The sequence below is a fragment of the Neobacillus sp. B4I6 genome, from assembly GCF_050434045.1.
Lineage (GTDB): Bacteria > Bacillota > Bacilli > Bacillales > Cytobacillaceae > Neobacillus.
Genome location: NZ_JBNPWB010000002.1, coordinates 5,279,277 through 5,300,104, shown reverse-complemented (window position 1 = coordinate 5,300,104; position 20,828 = coordinate 5,279,277). Strand labels below are relative to the sequence as shown.

Annotated in this window: 18 protein-coding genes; 6 read left to right on the top strand and 12 right to left on the bottom strand. The window is 39.6% G+C overall.

All coding sequences use genetic code 11. The annotated features are described in order from the left end of the window. Window positions 1-6: 6 nt before the first annotated feature. Window positions 7-948, bottom strand: coding sequence for a phosphotransferase (locus QF028_RS28400; RefSeq protein WP_429470755.1), 942 nt, complete (start codon window positions 946-948; stop codon window positions 7-9). Window positions 949-1,110: 162 nt separating this feature from the next. Between QF028_RS28400 and QF028_RS28395 the strand changes: the two genes are divergently transcribed. Then, a complete protein-coding gene (locus QF028_RS28395; protein ID WP_168241366.1) occupies window positions 1,111-1,236 on the top strand; it encodes a DUF4023 domain-containing protein in 126 nt (41 codons plus the stop codon). A 64-nt stretch (window positions 1,237-1,300) separates the two neighbouring features. Here the strand turns inward: QF028_RS28395 and QF028_RS28390 are convergent, their stop codons facing one another. The 3 genes from QF028_RS28390 to QF028_RS28380 form a co-directional block, all read right to left on the bottom strand. Beyond that, entirely contained in the window at window positions 1,301-1,906 is a 606-nt protein-coding gene (locus QF028_RS28390) for a hypothetical protein (protein ID WP_429470753.1), read from the bottom strand. A gap of 13 nt (window positions 1,907-1,919) precedes the next feature. Beyond that, window positions 1,920-3,095 (bottom strand): hypothetical protein, encoded by a 1,176-nt coding sequence (locus tag QF028_RS28385; protein ID WP_410887003.1) that lies wholly within the window; start codon window positions 3,093-3,095, stop codon window positions 1,920-1,922. 556 nt (window positions 3,096-3,651) lie between these two features. Continuing rightward, the gene (locus QF028_RS28380; RefSeq protein WP_429470751.1) at window positions 3,652-3,792 is read right to left on the bottom strand and encodes a hypothetical protein; all 141 of its coding nucleotides are present in this window, start codon (window positions 3,790-3,792) and stop codon (window positions 3,652-3,654) included. A gap of 531 nt (window positions 3,793-4,323) precedes the next feature. Here QF028_RS28380 and QF028_RS28375 point away from each other — a divergent pair. Then, complete coding sequence (locus tag QF028_RS28375; RefSeq protein WP_429470749.1) at window positions 4,324-6,738, top strand: immune inhibitor A domain-containing protein; 2,415 nt, start codon at window positions 4,324-4,326, stop codon at window positions 6,736-6,738. Between the two features lie 154 nt (window positions 6,739-6,892). Here the strand turns inward: QF028_RS28375 and QF028_RS28370 are convergent, their stop codons facing one another. The 4 genes from QF028_RS28370 to QF028_RS28355 form a co-directional block, all read right to left on the bottom strand. Continuing rightward, entirely contained in the window at window positions 6,893-8,080 is a 1,188-nt protein-coding gene (locus QF028_RS28370) for a L,D-transpeptidase (RefSeq protein WP_429470747.1), read from the bottom strand. Window positions 8,081-8,386: 306 nt separating this feature from the next. After that, the gene (locus tag QF028_RS28365; protein ID WP_429470745.1) at window positions 8,387-8,842 is read right to left on the bottom strand and encodes a hypothetical protein; all 456 of its coding nucleotides are present in this window, start codon (window positions 8,840-8,842) and stop codon (window positions 8,387-8,389) included. Between the two features lie 118 nt (window positions 8,843-8,960). After that, window positions 8,961-10,757 (bottom strand): hypothetical protein, encoded by a 1,797-nt coding sequence (locus QF028_RS28360; protein WP_429470743.1) that lies wholly within the window; start codon window positions 10,755-10,757, stop codon window positions 8,961-8,963. A gap of 474 nt (window positions 10,758-11,231) precedes the next feature. Then, window positions 11,232-12,971, bottom strand: a complete 1,740-nt coding sequence (locus QF028_RS28355; protein ID WP_429470741.1) for an LPXTG cell wall anchor domain-containing protein — start codon at window positions 12,969-12,971, stop codon at window positions 11,232-11,234. A 287-nt stretch (window positions 12,972-13,258) separates the two neighbouring features. On the opposite strand from QF028_RS28355, the gene rluF reads away from it, so the two are divergent. Together rluF and QF028_RS28345 are read left to right on the top strand one after the other, a co-directional pair. Continuing rightward, window positions 13,259-13,966, top strand: a complete 708-nt coding sequence (gene rluF, locus QF028_RS28350) for a 23S rRNA pseudouridine(2604) synthase RluF (protein WP_168241370.1) — start codon at window positions 13,259-13,261, stop codon at window positions 13,964-13,966. A gap of 44 nt (window positions 13,967-14,010) precedes the next feature. Then, a complete protein-coding gene (locus QF028_RS28345; protein ID WP_429470739.1) occupies window positions 14,011-14,550 on the top strand; it encodes a helix-turn-helix domain-containing protein in 540 nt (179 codons plus the stop codon). A gap of 91 nt (window positions 14,551-14,641) precedes the next feature. Here the strand turns inward: QF028_RS28345 and QF028_RS28340 are convergent, their stop codons facing one another. Then, window positions 14,642-15,766 (bottom strand): flavin monoamine oxidase family protein, encoded by a 1,125-nt coding sequence (locus QF028_RS28340; protein ID WP_429470737.1) that lies wholly within the window; start codon window positions 15,764-15,766, stop codon window positions 14,642-14,644. After that, window positions 15,738-16,190 carry an FAD-dependent oxidoreductase gene (locus QF028_RS28335; protein WP_429470735.1) on the bottom strand — a complete coding sequence of 151 codons (453 nt, stop codon included), beginning with the start codon at window positions 16,188-16,190 and terminating at the stop codon, window positions 15,738-15,740. Before QF028_RS28335 ends, QF028_RS28340 begins: the two co-directional genes overlap by 29 nt. Window positions 16,191-16,518: 328 nt before the next feature. On the opposite strand from QF028_RS28335, the gene QF028_RS28330 reads away from it, so the two are divergent. Both QF028_RS28330 and QF028_RS28325 read left to right on the top strand, forming a co-directional pair. Continuing rightward, window positions 16,519-17,436 (top strand): aldo/keto reductase, encoded by a 918-nt coding sequence (locus QF028_RS28330; protein ID WP_429470733.1) that lies wholly within the window; start codon window positions 16,519-16,521, stop codon window positions 17,434-17,436. 365 nt (window positions 17,437-17,801) lie between these two features. Further along, complete coding sequence (locus QF028_RS28325; RefSeq protein WP_429470731.1) at window positions 17,802-18,581, top strand: LysM peptidoglycan-binding domain-containing protein; 780 nt, start codon at window positions 17,802-17,804, stop codon at window positions 18,579-18,581. Between the two features lie 97 nt (window positions 18,582-18,678). Here the strand turns inward: QF028_RS28325 and QF028_RS28320 are convergent, their stop codons facing one another. After that, window positions 18,679-19,452: an IclR family transcriptional regulator gene (locus QF028_RS28320; protein WP_429470729.1), complete on the bottom strand. Its 774-nt coding sequence runs from the start codon at window positions 19,450-19,452 to the stop codon at window positions 18,679-18,681. A gap of 165 nt (window positions 19,453-19,617) precedes the next feature. Beyond that, entirely contained in the window at window positions 19,618-20,805 is a 1,188-nt protein-coding gene (locus QF028_RS28315; protein WP_429470727.1) for an amidohydrolase, read from the bottom strand. Window positions 20,806-20,828: the final 23 nt, after the last annotated feature.

The window sequence follows — 20,828 nt, the reverse complement described above, 5'->3', positions numbered from 1 at the left end:
GCTTTTTCATAAAATAAGAGCTGCTGCGCACTGTTGAAGACTCGAAACAGTTTCTTCAAGCTGGGTGTTTAGTTGCTCAACAGACCATTTCCCGCCGTTCTCCACTAAATCTTTCTGAATCAGCAGGATCATCCAAATCGAAAACACGGATGAAAATAAATAATACTCTTTGAAAAAATAATCCCGATCAATCTCAAACTTAACTAGACTAAGATAGGACTCCAAGATGTGATCCCGAAATGGACTCGTTATTTTTTTCGGGAAGAGGGGATGTGACATATCGATGAGATGGTACAAATCCCAGTGTGGTGAATTAATATGGGTATGCTCCCAGTCCAAAATCTTCAGCTCTTTTTCGACGATTGCAAAATTCCCCGTATGTAAATCGCCATGAGTTAACACCTTTTTTTCCAAAAATTCCAAGTGATTAATTTGTGAGAAAATAGCATCGATGAGCTCTTCCTCGATTTTTAAGGAAGGCAATAAACGGTAAAACTCCTTCTTTTTCACACAAACATCTGATACTATTTGCTCTATTTTTGGCTTCAATCCTGTTAACGGGACATTTCCTAATACCTCAATTGGGAGCGAATGCCACCACGCCACCCATTTGATCACACCTAGTACACTTTCTTCATTAAATTCGTGGGAGAGTGGGCCAAGATCCTCAAGGATCATCCAATTTAATTCAGTCCGTTCACTTATCGAGTAGGAGATAATTTTTGGATAAATCGCTGGAAATATGGGAAGAATATGTTCATGGACCCAGACCTCTTTGCCTAATTGGCCATCGTTTGTCAGTGGTTTAAAAATATAGCTAGTTGATGGAGTTAGATAGAATCTCTCCACAAATCTCCCATTCATCCCCTTATAGAGGATTTCTTTTTTGAGGATGATCTCCTCATTTAATTTCCCGTTGGCCCGGACAATATTGTTAGGCATTACCATCGGCTCACCACCGCATCTATTAATAGTTTCATAGATTTATTTATTTTCAACTATGACTATAATGATTATTCTTATTCACAACAAATGAAATGCATTACAGAATATTTCCGACTTGTTTGGTCAAAATAACATTGGTTCGATTTTTCAAGGAGGTTAGGCAGAATGGATAACAGAAGTACACACGAATTTGTAGAACAGCTGCATGAAAAACAGGAAAAAGATAAGAAAAATAAAGAACGGCAAGCAACAGGCCAAAAAAGTCAAAGGATGCCTAATAAACAGCATTAATTACGAAAAAGGACCAAACCTCTCAGCCGCGCATAGGCGGTGTGTGAGGTCTGGCCCTTTTAAATTACTTATTCATGTTTGCAAGAAAACCGCCAAGTAAGTCGTCGATATCCGGCTCGACTTCGTTTTCCTCTTCTTCAATTAACGGCTGCTTTTCTTTTGCACTTTCCCAATCAAACTCACTGAGGTCATCTTCCATATCACTTAAGTCGATAGGGGAGGGCGGGACCTCCTTACCTACAGCGACCTGCAGATAACTTTCATCTCTTTGAAGTTCCTCGGGAAATACTTCTTCCTGAAGGTACAAAGCTTCGTCGATATCGATTGAATGGCTATTTAATGAAGCAAGCAGCGAAGTCGAACGGACTGGGTCAGAAATCAGCTGATAAAGAATACTTCCCAGCAAGGCTTCTGAATGCTCATGCTTTAACCAATTTCGCTGGGCTTTCGTTAACTTCTGGGGGAGGGGGATCGTAATTGTCTCCTTTTCCCTCGAAACAGAACTACTCACACCTTGCATCACAAACTCGGCAATTTTACTGGAAAAATTCCTTCTTTCTGTATCCTTCAACTTTTGTAAATGTTTTAAAATATGGTCAGGTGTATCAGAGGGGATACGAAAGGATATCGCTTGACCCCGCTGAACTTCATTTTGGGCTGCTTTTTTCATATAATCACCTTACTTAGCTTTTTACAGGTTCAACTCTAACTGGTTTTTGTTTCTCTGCTTTACGAACAAAGTCGTTGATGAGTTTATAATAAGCATTGGCCATCATCCAAATACTCTCTTTTTCATCTTCAAAGAAATCTATATTATAACCTTCTAAATTATTATTTAACGTTTTAAGATATTCCTTTAAGACATTGGCTCCGCCACCCACAAAGTAGCAAATTTCCGTTTGCGAGTTTCTCTGCCAAACATTACGTAATAAACGATATTGCTTTTTAGCTAAATCAAGCAGGATTCGATCGGTAATATCATGAACGCTTGTACGGCTTCCTTTAACCATAATATGATTACGATCGCTTTTCTTAGTGATAATCTCAACCACATCACGTCGGCTATCAAGTTCGACTCCATGCTTTGTTCTAATCTCTTCGCGAATGGCTTCTAATGATTCTGAAACCCCTAGATTAAACCCTTGTGCTTTATCATCATCAACATTACGATTTTTGATGACTGCAATATCAGTTGATAATCCGCCGATATCTTGAATTAAGATACGCTTATCAATAAGTTCCTTATTGATTATTTTCCCGCTGTTGTCCAAAACAAGGTTAATAAATGCAGCGAATCCCTCAGGATATACTTTTACTTCTTCAAATTTAATATTTACTTTCAATCCTTGGTACTTTGGTGTGACAAGGAATTCAACTTGATGAACGGAACCAACTAATTTAGAACGATAGCCAGCATCCTTGCCTTCTTTTACTTCACGAAGGGGAAGACCTGTTCCCAATGTATAGTTAGCATCAATCACATTTTTTGTTCGTGGGAAAGCATGTGAATTATTTTCCTTTACTGCGTCTAAAGCTAATGTTGCAAAAAGCATAATTAACGTTTGATCTTCCTCTGACTTGCTGCTGCCAGGGTCTAGTTCTGTGGCGTTAATACTTTTAGTAGCTAAATTACCAATACGATAAATTCCGTTGTTCTCTTTTAAAGCAGGGGAGTGGACTTTGATGTGAATTCCATCCAATGGATTTTTATTATCAAGTTCTTCAATCCCAATAACAGGTCGATCTTCTGTATCCCTAGCAATAATGTTAGGAATATTCAATTCATAGTCCAGTTCTCCGAAAATGGCCTTAATGGAGTCATTCCCAACATCAATAGCTGCAACTCTGGATTTAGTCATAAACATCATTCCTCTTCATTTATAGATTTATTTTTTAATAGAAGTTATGTAATTTTAGTTACACCTTTAAGGGTATAGAAGATTGAGAGATTCTTCAATGATTTATAAGTAAAAAAAATATAACTGTAAAAATGTAAACAACATGTAAACTTCAGAAAGATGTAAACATTATTGTATACAACGATAACAAATTTGTAAACATGCGCAATTCCAAAATGTACACGATTTTGTATACATGTAAACACTTTCGTAAACACAAAGTATACAAATTGTAAACAAGTGCACATAAACTGTAAACATGTATACGAAAATGTATACAATCATACAAATAACGTAAACATGTATGCAAAATTGTATACTTCCTAATGCCCCCCTGCCCGATCCACCCTATTTCGATCAATACTTTTATCAGCAAAAAAGCACACTCTCTAAGGTGTGCTTTAACTATTAATTTATCATGAGGGAGGAAGAAGGACACAGGTCCCTACTCTTCAAACATCGAACTGGCAACCATATCTTTTTCTACATATAAGCACTACCATTTCTCATTGTAATTTTACCAGCCCGTCACTACTTCATTTTTACTATTAAGTTTGTATTCCTCTAACAAATTGGAACTATTTGAATCAACAGCCTCATCTTTATCGAGATAATCCCACTGACTGTTGCTGACAAGAGTTTGAGGATTATTATTCATGTTATATCATCGAGAACGCATCATCTCCCTTCAGAGCTTATCTAGCCAGTCTTCATGAGACGAGGAGCATCCAGACAACAACATTCTCCACCGTCCGCTAACCAGCCTGTTTTCAGGTATCGCTGTTATCAAGTTTTTGTAAACAACGATTACAAACATGTATACACTGCGCCATTACGCGATGTGTACGAGTTTGTACACATGTTTACATTTTGTAAACACAAAGTATACAAAATGTAAACATGTGTACGAAAATGTAAACATGTATACGAAAATGTAAACTTTTCGATATCCCCCCACAGTCCGCTCTCACATGGATTTATGTTCCCCTCCCCTCTTCTAAAATCGTTAACTAAGAAACTATTAAACCAGCCTTCTTGTAAATATTTAATCTATAAATTTGTTATTAATTAGCGAAGAATTGTAGATTATCACTATTTTTGTCGTAATGTAATTTTAATATTCACAACATTCAGTCGCTATTGTATGATTAAAAATGCACTATAGACACATTAATTAGGGGGAATACGTTTGGTAAAGAAAAATCGAGCACTGAAGGTTTTTTCTAGTATTACCGCAAGTACGATTGTTGCTTCCAGCTTGTTTGTTGGAACGCTGGGAGGCTCTACCTTAGCACCAAAGTCCGCAGCAGCAGCCACAAAAGTACCCACATCATTTGACGCAGGGATTGCAAATGATGAAAAATTAATTGAAATGTTGAAGCGCGAAGGAAAACTAGCAAAGAATGCAAGTCCGGCAGAATCTGAAAAGGCGTTAAAAACCTACTTAAAAGGAAAGAGTAAACCTACTAAGACAAAGGACCAATTACCAAAAGGAATTGGAAATTTTAAAGAAAGTGAACCATCGATATCAAATGGACTTAAGAACGGAAAGGGCAACAAATTAGGACAAGCAAAGAAGAATACTGTCGATTCTGTTCAAAAAGAGCCGTATACCGATGGTGTTCGTAAGGACAAAGTCCTTGTTCTTAAAATTAAATTCCCTGATTTTGCAAATAACTCAATAAAAAAAGAAGAATCAGACATGTTCTATGAAGATTATACGGATCAACACTTCCAAAATATGATTTTCGGTGAAAATGGGTATATAGGGCCTGATGGAAAAAATTATATCTCAATGAAACAATACTACGAACAGCAATCTGGAGGCAGCTACTCTGTTGAAGGTGCTGTTGCAGGTTGGTATACAGCAGATCATCCTGCTGCTTATTACGGCGGTAACGTACCTACCCCCGATGGTAGTGATGCTCATGCTAGGGCATTAGTATACGAGGCCCTTAAAAAAGCAGCAGCAGATCCTAACATTAATTTAGGCGATTACGATAAGTGGGATCGTGATGATTTAGATGGAGATGGTATCCACGCAGAGGCAGATGGAGTCATTGACCACTTAATGGTTATTCACTCAGGTGTAGGGGAAGAAGCAGGCGGTGGCAATCTTGGCAGCGGTGCGATTTGGTCACACCGTTGGGACCTTGGGGAATATACTATTGTCCCTGGAGAAAAGTCCGAAAGTGACAATTTTAGTCTAGAAGGTTTTGGAGACCATCTCTTAGTAGCATTAGATTACACCATCGAACCTGAAGACGGCGCGGCTGGTGTCTTCTCCCACGAATTTGGCCATGACTTAGGTCTTCCGGATGAGTATGATACACAGTACACTGGGGCCGGTGAGCCAGTTGAGTACTGGTCACTAATGTCAAGCGGAAGCTGGGCAGGTGCTATTCCTGGTACAGAACCACCGGGAATTAGCCCATACTCAAGACAGATGCTGCAAAATTTACATGGAGGGAATTGGTTATTAGGAGACACTCTTAAGTCCAATGAGATCACAAAGGCTGGTACTACTGTCCTTCTTGATGAAGCAGTTACAAAAGGTACGAATAATGATGCTGTAAGAGTTGATCTACCTGATAAAGTAAATACCCTGAATACTCCAATAAACGGAGCATTCGAATACTTTGGCGGTAAGGGTGATGAGACTGACCACCATATGTCGGCAACAGTTGATTTAACAAGTGCTACTAGTGCATCTCTCGATTTCGATGCTTGGTATAACATTGAAAAAAATTGGGATTACGCCATGGTACAAGTATCAACAGATGATGGGACTACTTGGAAGTCTTTAGAAAGTTCAAAAACTAGTACTACCCTTGATACTAATGGAGATCCTAACATTAGAGCAAATCTTCCTGGTTATACAGGTTCAAGTAATGGCTGGATTCATGAAACTATTAATTTAAGTGCCTACATAGGGCAAAAAATTCAACTTCAATTCCGTTCAATGACTGATGCAGCTGTAAATTTAGATGGCTTCTTTACGGATAATGTCAAAGTTACCGCTGATGGAAATGAAGTATTCTTTGATGGTGCTGAAGGGGCTTCAAAATTTACATTGGACGGCTTTGAAAAGCATGATGGTAAATACACAACTAAACACTATTACCTACTAGAATGGAGATCCCATAACGGTGTTGATGCTGGTCTAGCCCATATCCGCCGTGGAGCAAGCTTAATGTCCTATGATCCAGGATTAGTTGTCTGGTATGTGGATGAGTCCTATGGGGAAGACAATTGGACTGGTATTCACCCTGGTGAAGGATTCTTAGGAGTCGTAGACGCCGACCAGCATACAACCTATTGGAGTGATAAAGCCGTTGCGGCTACTCGCTACCAAGTCCATGATGCGGCATTTGGGCTAAGCAAAACAGATAAAATGTTCTTAGACTATTCTAATATCCCAGGATTTGGTGTCACAATGAAAGATAACTTCTCTCAACGTAACCCATTATTTGATGACAGCGCAAACTACAGTAACGCTGGACTCGTTGATGCTGGCCGTAAGGTGCCAAATTACGGATTAAAATTCCGTGTGGTTGGGGAAAGTCATGATGGTACAGTAGGTAAAGTCTTAATCTTCAAATAAACTAATAAAAAACCTACCTTCAGAAGCTTCTGAGGGTAGGTTTTTGCTTGTCTATGTCCATTAAATATTCAGGCTTTACTGCAAAAAAAAGCACCTGCAAGAGGCACTTTAAGGTATCTATTAATCTATGAGGCATTATATCCTTCCAACCTATTTACCCTTCACTCATCGCGCTAGCAACCATGTCAGCACCTACATACAGGTAATACCATTTCTCCTTATAATTCAACCAACCAGTCACTACCGACTCTTGACTGCTAAGTTTGTATTTTTCCTCTAATAAATTGGACCGATCTGCCGTTACTTCTTCATTTTTGCCGAGGTAATCCCACTGACTATTGTTGGCAAGAGCCTGAGTATTTTTCAAGACACCACTACCATTGAGATAGAACCAGCGACCTTCCGAATTGACCCAGCCCGTTTTCATCAATCCTGAATTATCGAGATAGTACCATTCTCCAGCATCTGCTAGCCAGCCGGTTTTCATAGCTCCGCTGCTATCAAGATAGTACCGATTCTCAGCGATAGATAACCAACCTGTTTTCATTACACCTTTGTTATCAAGATAATATTCCTTCCCACCGTCTGCGACCCAGCCCGTTCTCATCGCACCTGTTTGATCGAGATAATACTTATTTCCATCATCGTCCAGCCATCCCGTTATCATTTCACCTTTGTTATCAAGATAATATTTCTTATCACCCTGGGTTATCCAACCGGTTTTCATTACACCAGCTTCATCAAAGAAATACCTTTTTCCGTCTATCGACTGCCAGCCCGTTTTTACTTGGCCATCCACATAATAATACTTGTTGCCGCTAAGTTCCACCCAGCCACTGCCATAACCGTTGGCCTTTGCAATCGAATCAAAGCTGCTATTTGAATGGGTGATGACTACCAATGTATACTTATTGACATGGCTATAAAGCCAACGTACTTCCGAATTGTGCATCCGTACACAACCTGAACTTGCATAAGTACCAATCGAATTTTCATTTGCATTCCCATGAATAGCATAGGTGGTACCAAAGGTGCCCCGTGCTTCTAATCCCAGCCAACGATTACCTAGCGGGTTGCGAGAATCTCCACCCGGAATTTTCAATTTATAATAGGGGCGATTAACGATCTTAGTTACAATTCTAAAAGTTCCTTCCGGTGTAAGAGACCTTGATCTTCCAGTAGCAACGCTGAATGTTCTAACTAATTTACCACTATCATAGAATGCAAGGGTATTTGTCTTTTTGTTAATAATAATTAACTGTGACCCACTGCTTGCATCTGCTTGGCCTGTAAATAAGAATACACTGAACAGCAAAACAAAAATAATAGATAGTTTTTTCATCGTAATCTCCCCAATTATGTAGTTTTTACTAAAAGTAACATATGTAATCAGAATATTTTGTCAAAAATTGGAGATAAAATGGTGATAATTTCCTGCCTATTTAGAAATTTAGTTTGTAAATCTTTACTTTTTCGACATATTACTTCTCATTCCATCTCTTAATAAATCGTATAAAAAAGGAGAAGCGAGATAATCTCTCTTCTCTAACTATGAAGATTATGTAAGTATTGTCACTGCAAAGAAAAAAACTTTACCCTACTTCTCTTTCATTGACATAATCTTACAAACTCAAGTTGTAACTCATCCTTATCTGCTAGGCAATTTCACCACAGATGAAAACTGTACATTTGTTGTATGCGCAGTTTGGTGCTGAATGGTTTTGCCGTTACGAAGGGTTACATCAACACTGTTTGCGACCGAATGGCTTCCTGATGCCTGGATCACTTGGCTTGGCTCTGAAGTAGCAGCTGTTTGATCCACAGCACCACTTGCACTATTATCACCCAGGTCTACAGAAGTAGAACCTGATTGCGTTGCAGTTGCAGGTCCTGAAGTATTTGCAGCTTGTACTTGTGCACCATTGGCGCTTCCTGCATTTACTCCACTTGAACTGTGACTAGTGGTTGATTGGATTCCAAAATACTTACTCCAAGATGGAGTAACACTTTGAGTTTGAGAAACCTCTGTAGCGCTAGCAGCACTGCCCATACCTGCAGTTAATAATCCAACTGCCAATAAAGAACCTACGCTTTTTTTCAACATAACCAAACCCTCCAAAGTTTTCTAATATAATCAGGAAATAATGACTGCACCATTTTTTAACAAAAAACTCCATCCAGCAAAGTACCAGATGGAGCTGAATTCATTTTAAAGCTATAAATTAATGTGCACTTTGTCCTTGAATGACAACTGAGCTAGAACCTTGAGTTTGGCTGATGTTAGCACCAACCGCAGTTGCTGTTTGATTTTTAGTGCTGCTAGCAGCCTGTCTTTGTTTTGCACTACCAGAAGCAGCTTGTGCCTGTTGAGTAGTAGTTTCTGCTGCTTGAGTTTGATCATTATTTACCCCTGCAGTAGTAGCAGATTGGCTAGTAGCCTCAGCAGCTGCTTGGTCTTGCTCAACATTGCCTTCTCCAACTTGAGTTTGGGTAGTTTCTGCTGCTGCAACTTGAGCTTGGTCGTTAGCTACGCCTGTAGCATCAGCTTCCTGAGATGTAGCAGTAACGGCAGCTTGCTCTTGGTCTGCACCGGAGTCTGCTGCTTGACCTTGAGTTGTTTCATTGGCTGCTACTTGAGCTTGGTCGTTAGCTGCGCCTGTTGAAACTGCAGCTTGAGCTGTTTCATTACCAGAAGCTTGCTCTTGATCCGTGCCTAATGCACCAGCTTGTTCTTGAGTTGTTCCATTAGCTGCTACTTGAACTTGATCATTGGCTACACCAGTTGTATCAGCCACTTGGGTAGTTTCGTTTCCAGCAGCTTGACCTTGGCTTGCACCAAAAGCTCCTGCTTGAGCTTGGGATGTGCCATCCGCAGATACTTGAGCTTGACCGTTATTTTCTCCTTCAGCCCATGCATCTTGTTCTGTACTATTAGCAGAACCTTGACCTTGAACTACACCTACTCCAACGGCAGCTTGGTCTTGTTCAGTAACACCTACAGCAGCTTGAACTTGATCATTCTTTTTGCCATCGGCAACAGCATTTTGTACTGAATCATTTGCAGATCCTTGAGCTTGAAGAATGCCTGCACCTAGAGCTAATTGGTCTTGTTCCGTTACTGTTGCATTTACTTGGGCTTGATCATTTTTATACCCATAAGCGTCTTGATATTGTGATGAACTGTTAGCAGAACCTTGTAATTGACCAATCAATAGGCCTGCTGCTGCTTGACCTTGAGAGCCAACATTAACGTTCGCTTGAGCCTGATCATTCTTGGCTCCAGTTGCCACTTGTGTTTGGTCTCCAACATTTGCAGAACCTTGAAGCTGGCCAATAAGCGCACCTAAAGCACCTTGAGCTTGCGCCCCTTTATTGACAGAAGCTTGACCTTGGCTGTTGCCAAAACCGCCAGCTGATTGATCTTGAACATTAGAATTTCCTGATCCTTGACCCTGACCAATTAAAACACCCAATGCACCTTGAAGTTGAGCATTTTTATTCTTGCTAGATTGGTCTTGGTTATTAAATGCACCGCTTGTATTTTGATATTGAGCAGTCCCGCTTCCAGAGCCTTGAGCTTGCAAAATTAGCGCGCCCAATGCACCTTGGCCTTGAAGTGAAGTATCTTTAGAACTTTGTTTTTGTTTTGATTTAAAATCATTGGCTGCATTTTGATCTTGAATCGATAGTTTTGATGCCCCTTGATTTTGGCTAATAAGGGCACCGGCTGCTCCTTGAAGTTGAACAGATGTTTTTGACGCCTTTTGTTTTTCCTTTGTTTTAAAGGAATGTGCAGCCGTTTGGAATTGGCCTGTTGCATCACCAGCTCCTTGATTCTGCGATATAAATGTCCCTAACGCAACATTAGCTCCATATTGGTTAGAATTGGCGACATGTTTTTGGTTTACACCATAAGATGCAAAAGCAGAGGTAGAACCAAGTAAAGTTCCTGCAATCACACCTACGCTTACTACCTTCTTCATGTTAAGAACGTTTTTAATTTTCAAATAATTTTTCACCTTTCATTCCTCCACTATAAATATTTGGAAATTTGTTTCCCAAACTTAGTATACGACCTTCATATGTTGTAAGAAAAACCCCATATTCGTTCATTTTTTCCTTATAAAGAACAATATTCGTTCGTTATTGAGGTGTATCTCTCTTTTTCTTTGTTTTTCATTTTTTTACCACAAAATGAAAATATAGCTAAACAACCGATAAAACTACCGATATATAGTGATTAGAAGAACTTTTTGTTCTATATAGGGAACAAAAACATTGATATCATACACCCTAGAAAGAAATTAACATGAGATCTCAGGAAGCTCTGGTTAATTGCTGTTAAGTTGGGAAAAATTTGCGATTTATTTATGAAATTTAATGAACTGAATAATTCGGCAAAAAAAATAAGCGTAATGTTGACAGTGTCAATATTACGCTCATATAACATCCATTTTAAACTGGTAATCTTGTATTCTCTTTTTAAGGAACGGTTACACCCTTTTCCTTCTAATTAATACGAATACTGAGCCCGCTGTAACCAAAAGCAACCCAAAGATAAGGTAATTATAGGTATTTGAAGCTGTAATCGGCAGTGAATTTGCCTTATCTGACACTGCAGCTGTATAAATTACATTTTCTGGTTTAGATTCAGCCAGTTTTTGTACTTCTGTTTCAGTGGTTAGCGATGGTACTTGCCCATTTTCAACTGGAGGTGAAGTTACTACATCTCCTCCATTACCGCTATCTTGTGGCGGATTTTCATTTTCTCCTGGAGGCGGTGTTACTGGGTCTCCTCCATTATCTCCGCCTTGTGGCGGATTTTCATTTTCCCCTGGAGGCGGTGTTACCGGGCCTCCTCCATTATCTCCGCCTTGTGGCGGATTTTCATTTTCTCCTGGAGGCGGTGTTACCGGGCCTCCTCCATTATCTCCGCCTTGTGGCGGATTTTCATTTTCCCCTGGAGGTGGTGTTACTGGATCTCCTCCATTATTTGGATCTGGCTTGTCATCATTATTAAACAAATTTACAAAAAATGTAATCCCTAAAAAACTGCTCATTGTTGTCTCAAAACTTTGTAATTCTTCATTAAAATGAACCATTGCTGAATTTTCAACAACAAGATTTCCCCAATCAAATTGCTTCTCATATTTATGTTGAGGTGCATCGCTGATTTCTGTACCATCTAATTTAAACTGATGATAATACAAATCAACCAACTCATTATTTACGACAATTTCTTGGAAGACTTTTACCATACTGCTGACGGAATCCTTGACAATCTCAACATAGTTTCTGGTTGTTACACTCACTCCAGTTTCTACGATTTTCTTTAATGTATCGACCACTTTACTTTTGACCTCTGCTGTTTGGGTTTGTTCCACCTTTGCAGAACCAGAAGTGCTCAAATATTGATTTTGCAGTGCTTCTATTGTGGTTTGCTGCTTTTGATCATCCACCTTTGTTTCAGAGGCGCTAAGCTGCTGTCTTTGGTTGATGCCCACGCCTGTTAACTGCTCCTGGAAGAAAACAGCTTGTTCTTCTGCGGTTATTGATTGTGACTGGCTTGTCTGAGCATTTGTCCCTTGATTTTGTGATAGAGGATCTCCTAAAGGTAAAGTGACCTCTTGAGTTTGACCAGATGTTACATCGATTTCCTGCTTTTGGTCTGCGTCTACTTTTTCAGACGAAACACCTGATTGCAGTTGACCAGCCTCTATTTTAGTGATTTGGCTTTGGTCTAAGTCTCCATTTACATCACTATCAAGTTTGTCATTACAGGAAACAGATGCACTGACGGATTGCTCTTGACAAACTGCATCATTCGCCACTTGGTTTTGGACAACCTCTGCCTCACCATTTACAACTTGTGATTGATTACCGTATGTGTCTGTTGATTGGTTCTGATCCATAGTATCTTCAGAAACGGCATCTTTCTGTTCACTTGTGGCAGGCTTATCTTGTCCTGCATCTGATGGTGCAACTTGATCCTGCCCAGCCGTATTTTCATTTTGCTGTTCGGTAGATCCAATTGGTTCTTCTGCTAGTGTCGATGTCTGACTTAATTCGACATCTACAACTTCCTCCGGCGAATCGGATGGAATAGTAGCCTCTGCGTACCCAGCACTGCCATCATTAGCAGCAACTATTTCATCTGCAGCTGCATACCCAGTATGTAATCCCATTGTAGCGAATTGGAATAATAAAATAGCAAGAACGAGCTTTTTAAGCATCCTTTTCCCTCCCTTCAAATAAAATATATCGAACATTAGGTTCAGTATATAGAACGGAATTTAAAAATAAAATCCCTGTTTTTTGGCGTTTTTCACTATAAAGAACACTTTTTGTTCACTATAATACGTTTTCCTTTCATTTTCTTATATTTTCAATTTTTAAAATCAATGGTTTAAAAGATCATGTTCTATAAAAAACATAAAACGGTGTCAGGCACCGAGGACTTGAAAAAAAGGCAGCAGTTGGGTATGGTAAACTTACAATTCTCCACTTAAGGGTGTGTATCATGCGTATTAATAAATTTATTAGCGAGTCTGGCAAGGCATCTAGAAGAGGAGCAGATAAGTTAATTAGTGAAGGAAGAGTTACGATTAATGGGAAAGTTGCGGTGATCGGGAGCCAGGTTGAGCCCGGGGATGATGTCCGTATTAGCGGCAGCCCAATTAAAGTGGCTAAAAACTATGTCTATATCGCTTTAAATAAACCCGTTGGGATTACCAGCACTACAGAAAGGCATATAAAGGGAAACATCATTGATTTGGTCAATCATCCCTTACGGATTTTCCATATTGGCCGCTTAGATAAAGAATCAGATGGGTTAATTCTCTTAACGAATGATGGAGATATCGTTAACGAGATTTTGCGTGCCGAAAATAAGCACGAAAAAGAATATATCGTGACAGTCGACAAACCGATCACACCTGAATTTTTAAAGAGGATGGCAGCGGGTGTGGAAATTCTAGATACGAAGACATTACCATGTAAAGTAACGCAATTGTCTAAATATGTATTTCAAATCATCTTAACACAGGGGCTAAATCGGCAAATCCGCCGAATGTGTTCTGCCCTTGGCTATGGAGTTGTCAGGTTGCAGCGGACGCGAATCATGAATATTCATTTAGGCAATCTACCGATCGGACAGTGGCGCGACCTATCTAAGAAAGAACGCAATCAATTGTTTGCAGACTTAAACTATCAGCCGAAAGAATGGTAAAATAGAATTATGTTTTTTATTTGGAAACCTTTGAGGTGGATCATTTGGATATTGGATCAAAAATCCGTGCAATACGAAATAGAAAAAAAATCACCATTGCGCAAATGTGTGAGGGGACTGGACTTTCAAAGGGATTTATCTCAAATGTCGAGAACAATAACACCTCACCATCGATTAGTACTTTGCAAACCATTGCAACCTTTCTTGGTATCCCTTTACCTTATTTATTATTAGAAAAGAAGCAGCATATGCGCGTCGTTCGAAAGGCTGAAAGGACTCACTCCACCTTTAACAATTTGAAGGTTGAGCATCTAACCTCCAAAGGTGGATTAAGAATGATGCTGGTCGAATTCCCTGCTGGTGCTTCCATGGGTGAATTAAATGCCCATGAAGGAGAAGAATGTCATTTGGTTTTGGAGGGAAAAGTCCTGGCCGAACAAGGCGAAGACTCGATGATCATTGACGAAGGCGATTCCTTCAGTTGGAACGCTAGTGTCCCGCATTTCGTAAAAAATATTGGTGATGGTAAAGCTGTTGTGTTAATTTCCATTTATTCTGATAGCGAATTAAATGACATTTTCTAAAAACGGTTAGCTTTCCCTTAGAAATTCACAATAAAAAAGGCTGACAAAGAGGAACAACAGATTCCATATTTCTCAGCCGTTTTTATTTTCCCTAATCTACTTTCATATCATTGATTACTTCATGTGCTGCCCTCTCACCAGTCTCGACCGCCCCATTTAAATAACCAGGAAACTTAATCGAAGTGTGCTCACCGGCAAAGAGGATATTGCTTTCCCGCTCTCCCAAAATACCAGCAAATTTCGTATATTGGCCAACTTTCCAATAGGAATAAGCCCCTTTACTCCATTGGTTACTTAGCCAATGGTCTACGGTTGCTAAACCATTCCATTTATTATTACTTCCAGGCAATACAGGATCAAGCTTGTCCAAAAATTCTTTCGTCTTCTCTTCTAATTCTCGATCTGTGTAAGCAAGCAGTTGCGCCGCTGTTTCACCTCCTAGGAAGTTAACAAGAATTCCTGAATTACCTGGTTGAGATCGAGAGGATTCAAAGGTCTGTTGATAGCCTGTATCCGCAAAGGTTTCACCATTATTTCCAAGCACATTCCAGAACCGATTAACAAATTGTACATGAAGTTTTGTGTTTACCCCCATTCCGAGCTCTTCAATTGCTGTTTCTTTTAACGGACGAAATCTTGCATTCTGATAATCTATCGTTCTTAAAATACTAAAAGGGAGAGCAAGAATAACTTTATCGGCTATGACCTTCCATTCCCTTTCTTTATTTCGAAAAACGAGCGTTAGTTGATTTTGAATGGACTGTTCAATCTTAATCAATTGGGCATTAAATACGATTTGACCATGAAGTTTTTTTGCTAATAAAGCAGGGAGCTGGTCATTCCCACCCCTTATATGAAAGCACTCATCTGAATCACCATACATTCGAAAGGGCTCATTTTGTGCAAATCCTAACATATAAAGTAGATTTAAGGCACTTTGCTGGTGAGCATCAGCTCCATTTTCAATGGAATAGGCAAGGGCAAGTAATTTACCAAATCTTGAATGGATGCCTTCTTGTACGGTTTCATTGATATAATCGACTATAGACATATGATCGAGTTCAAATCCTCGCTCAGTATAACTATTATAAAGGGTCGTTTCACCCACTGCTTTCAGATCCTTTTGTAGTTTAGGGAGGATTTTTATAAAATCATTAGTTACTTCATCAAAGGAATAAGGGCGTTGATCAAAAAAATAAAATGGGTTTGCTGTCAACCGGTTCTGCCATGATTAAATTATCTAATTCTAATCCCAACTCTTTGGCGAGTTCTTGAATTTCGATATGGCAGGTATCTATTAATTCCCCGCCACGCTCGACAATTTGCTTGTCGTTGAAGTACCCTCTTCTTGTCCAACAACGTCCCCCAACCCGATCGGTCGCTTCATAAATAGTTGATGTGATCCCAGCTTGTTTAAGTCGATAAGCACTCGTGAGACCTGCCAATCCCGCTCCTACAATGACGATCCTAGGAGCAGCCTTTCCACCCTCATTCGTATACTTTTGTGGCGTGAGTAGAGCCTTTTGTAAATGATTATTATCTAGTGTACTAGCTTGTCCAGTACTTAATGGTTTCTTCGTTTCAGTACCTGCCAACAAAAATGATTTCTGCAGGATACTTGCCAATGGCGTTCGTGCCAAGAAAAACCAGCCCCTTTATGCAAAAATAAAACCATGCTAAATGATCGATTAACTATCGTGTAATAGTAATTACCAATAAAATATGCATGGTCTATTGATTTGCTTGAGGCAAGAAGCCTGTTTCCGGATTTATTTTTTATCGCTACTTCGATATGGCTGTAGCCGCTGCTGTTTAAAAATTGCCTATTACTAAACCCATGTGTCAAAATAGGGAAGAATAGGTAATAATAGTTTCACTCATTCTGGTAATGATGTTGGAAGAAATAGTCGAAGTCTAATTACATACCGACATCATTCGCCAAGTTCTACAAATTGGAGGAAACAAAAGATGAGAACCATTAAATTAGGAAGCAGTTCATTAGAGGTGCCTGTCGTAGCAGTTGGCTGTATGCGTATTAACTCTCTAGAAAAAATCGAGGCTGAACGCTTTATCCAAACTGCCTTAGAAGAAGGGGCAAACTTCTTCGACCATGCGGACATCTATGGCAGCGGAACATGCGAAGAAATATTTGCAGATGCCATCCATATGAACGCGGAAATTCGTGAAAAAATCATCCTGCAATCCAAATGCGGCATTCGCAAGGGAATGTTTGATTTTTCGAAAGAATATATTTTAGAATCAGTTGACGGAATATTGAAACGGCTGAACACCGAATATCTTGACGTTCTCCTTCTGCACCGACCGGATGCGCTGGTCGAACCTGAAGAGGTTGCCGAGGCCTTTGATAGCCTTGAGAAATCGGGGAAAGTGCGCCATTTTGGTGTCTCCAATCAAAATCCGATGCAGATCCAACTGCTCCAGAAATTTGTGAAGCAGCCACTTGTAGCTAACCAATTGCAATTAAGTATTACCAACGCCAACATGATTTCTAATGGAATCAATGTAAACATGGAAAATGATTCTGCAATTAACCGGGACGGCAGCATCCTCGATTTTTGCAGACTAAATGATATTACCATTCAACCTTGGTCTCCATTCCAATATGGATTTTTTGAAGGAGTATTCCTTGGAAACGACAAATTCCCAGAATTGAATCAGCAGATCGATGAAATTGCGGCCAAATATGAAGTGAGCAACACGACCATCGCTACCGCCTGGCTTTTACGTCATCCGGCCCACATGCAGCCTGTGATCGGAACGATGAATATCGACAGGTTAAAGGACTGCTGTAAGGCAAGCGAAGTTCAGTTAACACGTGAAGAATGGTACCGTATCTATCGTGCAGCAGGCAATATTCTCCCGTAAATAAACACTCCAAAAAACAAGGCACAGCGAATGCTGTGCCTTGTTTAGATGGGAAATTAGTTTTTAAAGCAAAAAATAAATGGTATTTAAGGAAAATAATAGGATGATATAAACTTCAAATTCATTTTATGTAACACTATTGTAAAAATAGAAGTAACGCGCCCAGATAGGACTACTACTGGGTCTTTTGCATTTTAGGAGCCTTGAAGGGTGGTATTTTCAAATTATTAGATGAATTTAGAAATATTATCGCAATAATATTGCCACGGATGTAAACGATTTAACATCTCCCTGTTCTTTGTGTCAGAAAATTCTATGTTACGATGATAAAAACTTAGCAACCAAAGAACATGGAGGGTAAAAGAATGCTTAAAAGAATTATATCAATAATAGCAGTTGCTGTACTCTCAGTAACTGTAAGTGCTAATGTACAAGCTGCAACAGTAACAGTACAAAAAGGGGATACCCTTTGGGATCTATCACGCGCAAATAATACATCTTTAGAAAATATACAAAAGTTGAATCATCTTACTACGGACCTTATTCACCCTGGAGATGTACTAACCATTGCACCAGAAAAACATTATGATGTTAAACAAGGTGACACTTTATGGGACATTGCCATGGATTATCAGGTAACTGTTTCGCAACTTAAAGAATGGAACAAATTAACTACCGATCTCATCCATCCTGGATTAAATCTATTAATCTATGAAGGTTTAAATACGACTAATACTACTGTAACAGAAAAACAAACGAAGCCTGCTGCACCTACAGCATCAGCAAAGCCTGCAGAGCAAGCACCAAGGGAAAGTGAACCCGCGGTAGAAGCTGCATCAACTACTAATACAAGTTCAAGGGAAATTACAGTGAAGGCTACAGCCTATACAGCTTCGTGTGAGGGATGTTCTGGTACCACGGCAACTGGAATTAATCTTAAAGCAAATCCAAATGCAAAAGTCATCGCAGTTGACCCCTCGGTTATACCGCTTGGCAGTAAAGTTTATGTAGAAGGCTTTGGTGAAGCAACCGCTGCAGATACTGGCGGGGCTATTAAAGGCAATCGAATTGATGTCTTTATTCCTTCTGAACAAGATGCCATCAATTTTGGGGTAAAACAATTAAAGGTAACCATTTTAAACTAACATACCCGTATGTTAGCCAAAAGATTCAAAGGACCCGAAATATCATTTCGCGGTCCTTTTTCATTTTAACCATAACGAAGATCAATATGTCCATTCTTCAATATTTGTTATTAAAGTGCTGGTTAATTGTTTGACATGTATGAAGGAGGGCAGCCGCTAGCTTCTCTTCATTGCCATAAAAACGAATGGAGGGGAGCGGAATCGAGATAGCGCTTAAATTTCCCATTCGATCATAAATAACTGCGCCCACTGCACAAATTCCTTGAATGTGCTCTTCCCTGGCAAAAGCTACTCCCTCTTTACGAACCACTTCTAATTCCTTTAGCAGTTCATACCGGCTTGTAATTGTCTGATCATTGAACTGTTGCATATCCACCGGTAACAATTTCTCAACCTCAGCTATAGGTAAGGAGGCCAGTATCGCCTTTCCGTTTGCCGTGCAATGTAATGGAAAAGACGCACCAGGTTGTGAAGTTGCTTGCAATGGATGCGGTGCGATTATTTGATCCACAAAAAGCACCTTACTGTTATCTAAAACGGACAGGTCTACCGTTTCATTAACTTGACGTGATAGTTCTATTAAAAATGGCCTGACTTCTTCTCTTAAATCACTCTGGACCGCAGCCGCTAGTAATGCAATCTCTGGCCCAAGACAGAAACCTTCATTAGCGGAAGCTGCTGCAACTAACCTCTCCTGTTCAAGAGCAGTCACAATTCTTTGAACCGTCGATCTGGCCAGACCTACTTCTTTAGCAATTTTCGATAGGCTTAATCCTTTTGGATGGTCTCTAAGAGCCCTTAGTATTTTAGCCGCACGAGAGATCACTTGAATATTGGATGTTTTTGTTTGATCCTGTTTATCGATGTTCAAAAATATGAACTCCTTCCTCCAATCTATTCATTCTATTATAACTGAAATTGGTCAAATGGCATCCAGTTTCTACAAAGGTGGTACTAATATAGTGTCACTGTCCATGCAAAAAAACCTATCACATACTGAATCTAATGGCGGATGTCATAGGTCTTTTTAAATTTTTTAATCTAATTGATAATAACTGCAAACCACTTGTCCAACAGCTTTAGCAGCTACTAGGAGTGCATCTTCATCGATATCAAATTTTGGATGATGATTGAAATAAGGATTTTCTACTCCTTTTGGTGTACATGCGATGTAAAAGAAACAGGCAGGGAATTTTTCAGCATAATAAGCAAAGTCTTCGGATGGAGACATGGCTGGAAATTCGTTTACTTCTTTTATATCTTTATCATTCATGCTTCGTAAACTTTCTGCAACCATTGCCGTAAGCTCAGGGTTGTTGTATAAAGGTGGATAATCTGGAGCATAAGTAAGCTCGCATGTTACACCAAATTCTTCTTCAATTCCTTTTACAATCCGTTTAACTTCTTTCTCAATCGTTTCTTTTGTTTCTACAGTCATATACCGAATATCACCTTCAAGTTCGACGCTGTCCTTGATCACGTTGAATGTACCTTTTCCATCAAAAGATCCGATTGTGATCACACCGAAATCGAATGGACTTAATCTGCGGCTAACAATGGTTTGAGCAGCTGTAACAAAATGTGCAGCAGCAACAATGGCATCGTTAGCTAAATGAGGAGAGGAACCATGTCCACCTCTTCCTTGAACTTTCAATTTCATGTAAGCTCGTCCATTGAAGGAATACCCCGCATGATATCCTACTGTTCCCGCAGGTCCCATCGGTAACAAATGAATGCCATAAATGGCATCTAAGTCATTAATCAAGCCAGATTCGACAATACTTTTTGCCCCACCTGGCGGAACTTCTTCTGCATGTTGGTGAATGATTTTGATGGTGCCTGGGATGGAGTCTTTTAATTGAATTAAGCAATCAGCTAAAACTAACAGGTAAGCTGTATGTCCATCATGTCCACACGCATGCATAACGCCTTCATTCTTTGATTTAAACGGTACATCCGTTTCTTCTGCAATTGGAAGTGCATCAAAGTCAGCGCGAAGACCAATGGTGTTTCCAGGTTTTCCACCTTTAATCGTTACAATCATACCATAACCATTTCCAACATTCGTTTGGATGTCAACATCTTTCCCTTTATAAAAATCTGCAATATACTGAGCCGTTTTCTCCTCTTTAAAAGAGATCTCAGGATTTTCATGTAAGTGGCGGCGGATTTCGATTATTTCTTCCTTACGTGATTCTAACATGCTTATTAATTCACTTTTCATCCTGTTCGTCTCCTTTTTTGATG

Excerpts from the sequence above, each read along its gene's own strand:
- QF028_RS28400 (WP_429470755.1), bottom strand. The coding sequence starts at position 948 with ATGGTAATGCCTAACAATATTGTCCGGGCCAACGGGAAATTAAATGAG.
- QF028_RS28395 (WP_168241366.1), top strand. The coding sequence starts at position 1,111 with ATGGATAACAGAAGTACACACGAATTTGTAGAACAGCTGCATGAAAAA.
- QF028_RS28390 (WP_429470753.1), bottom strand. The coding sequence starts at position 1,906 with ATGAAAAAAGCAGCCCAAAATGAAGTTCAGCGGGGTCAAGCGATATCC.
- QF028_RS28385 (WP_410887003.1), bottom strand. The coding sequence starts at position 3,095 with ATGACTAAATCCAGAGTTGCAGCTATTGATGTTGGGAATGACTCCATT.
- QF028_RS28380 (WP_429470751.1), bottom strand. The coding sequence starts at position 3,792 with ATGAATAATAATCCTCAAACTCTTGTCAGCAACAGTCAGTGGGATTAT.
- QF028_RS28370 (WP_429470747.1), bottom strand. The coding sequence starts at position 8,080 with ATGAAAAAACTATCTATTATTTTTGTTTTGCTGTTCAGTGTATTCTTA.
- QF028_RS28365 (WP_429470745.1), bottom strand. The coding sequence starts at position 8,842 with ATGTTGAAAAAAAGCGTAGGTTCTTTATTGGCAGTTGGATTATTAACT.
- QF028_RS28355 (WP_429470741.1), bottom strand. The coding sequence starts at position 12,971 with ATGCTTAAAAAGCTCGTTCTTGCTATTTTATTATTCCAATTCGCTACA.
- rluF (WP_168241370.1), top strand. The coding sequence starts at position 13,259 with ATGCGTATTAATAAATTTATTAGCGAGTCTGGCAAGGCATCTAGAAGA.
- QF028_RS28330 (WP_429470733.1), top strand. The coding sequence starts at position 16,519 with ATGAGAACCATTAAATTAGGAAGCAGTTCATTAGAGGTGCCTGTCGTA.
- QF028_RS28325 (WP_429470731.1), top strand. The coding sequence starts at position 17,802 with ATGCTTAAAAGAATTATATCAATAATAGCAGTTGCTGTACTCTCAGTA.
- QF028_RS28315 (WP_429470727.1), bottom strand. The coding sequence starts at position 20,805 with ATGAAAAGTGAATTAATAAGCATGTTAGAATCACGTAAGGAAGAAATA.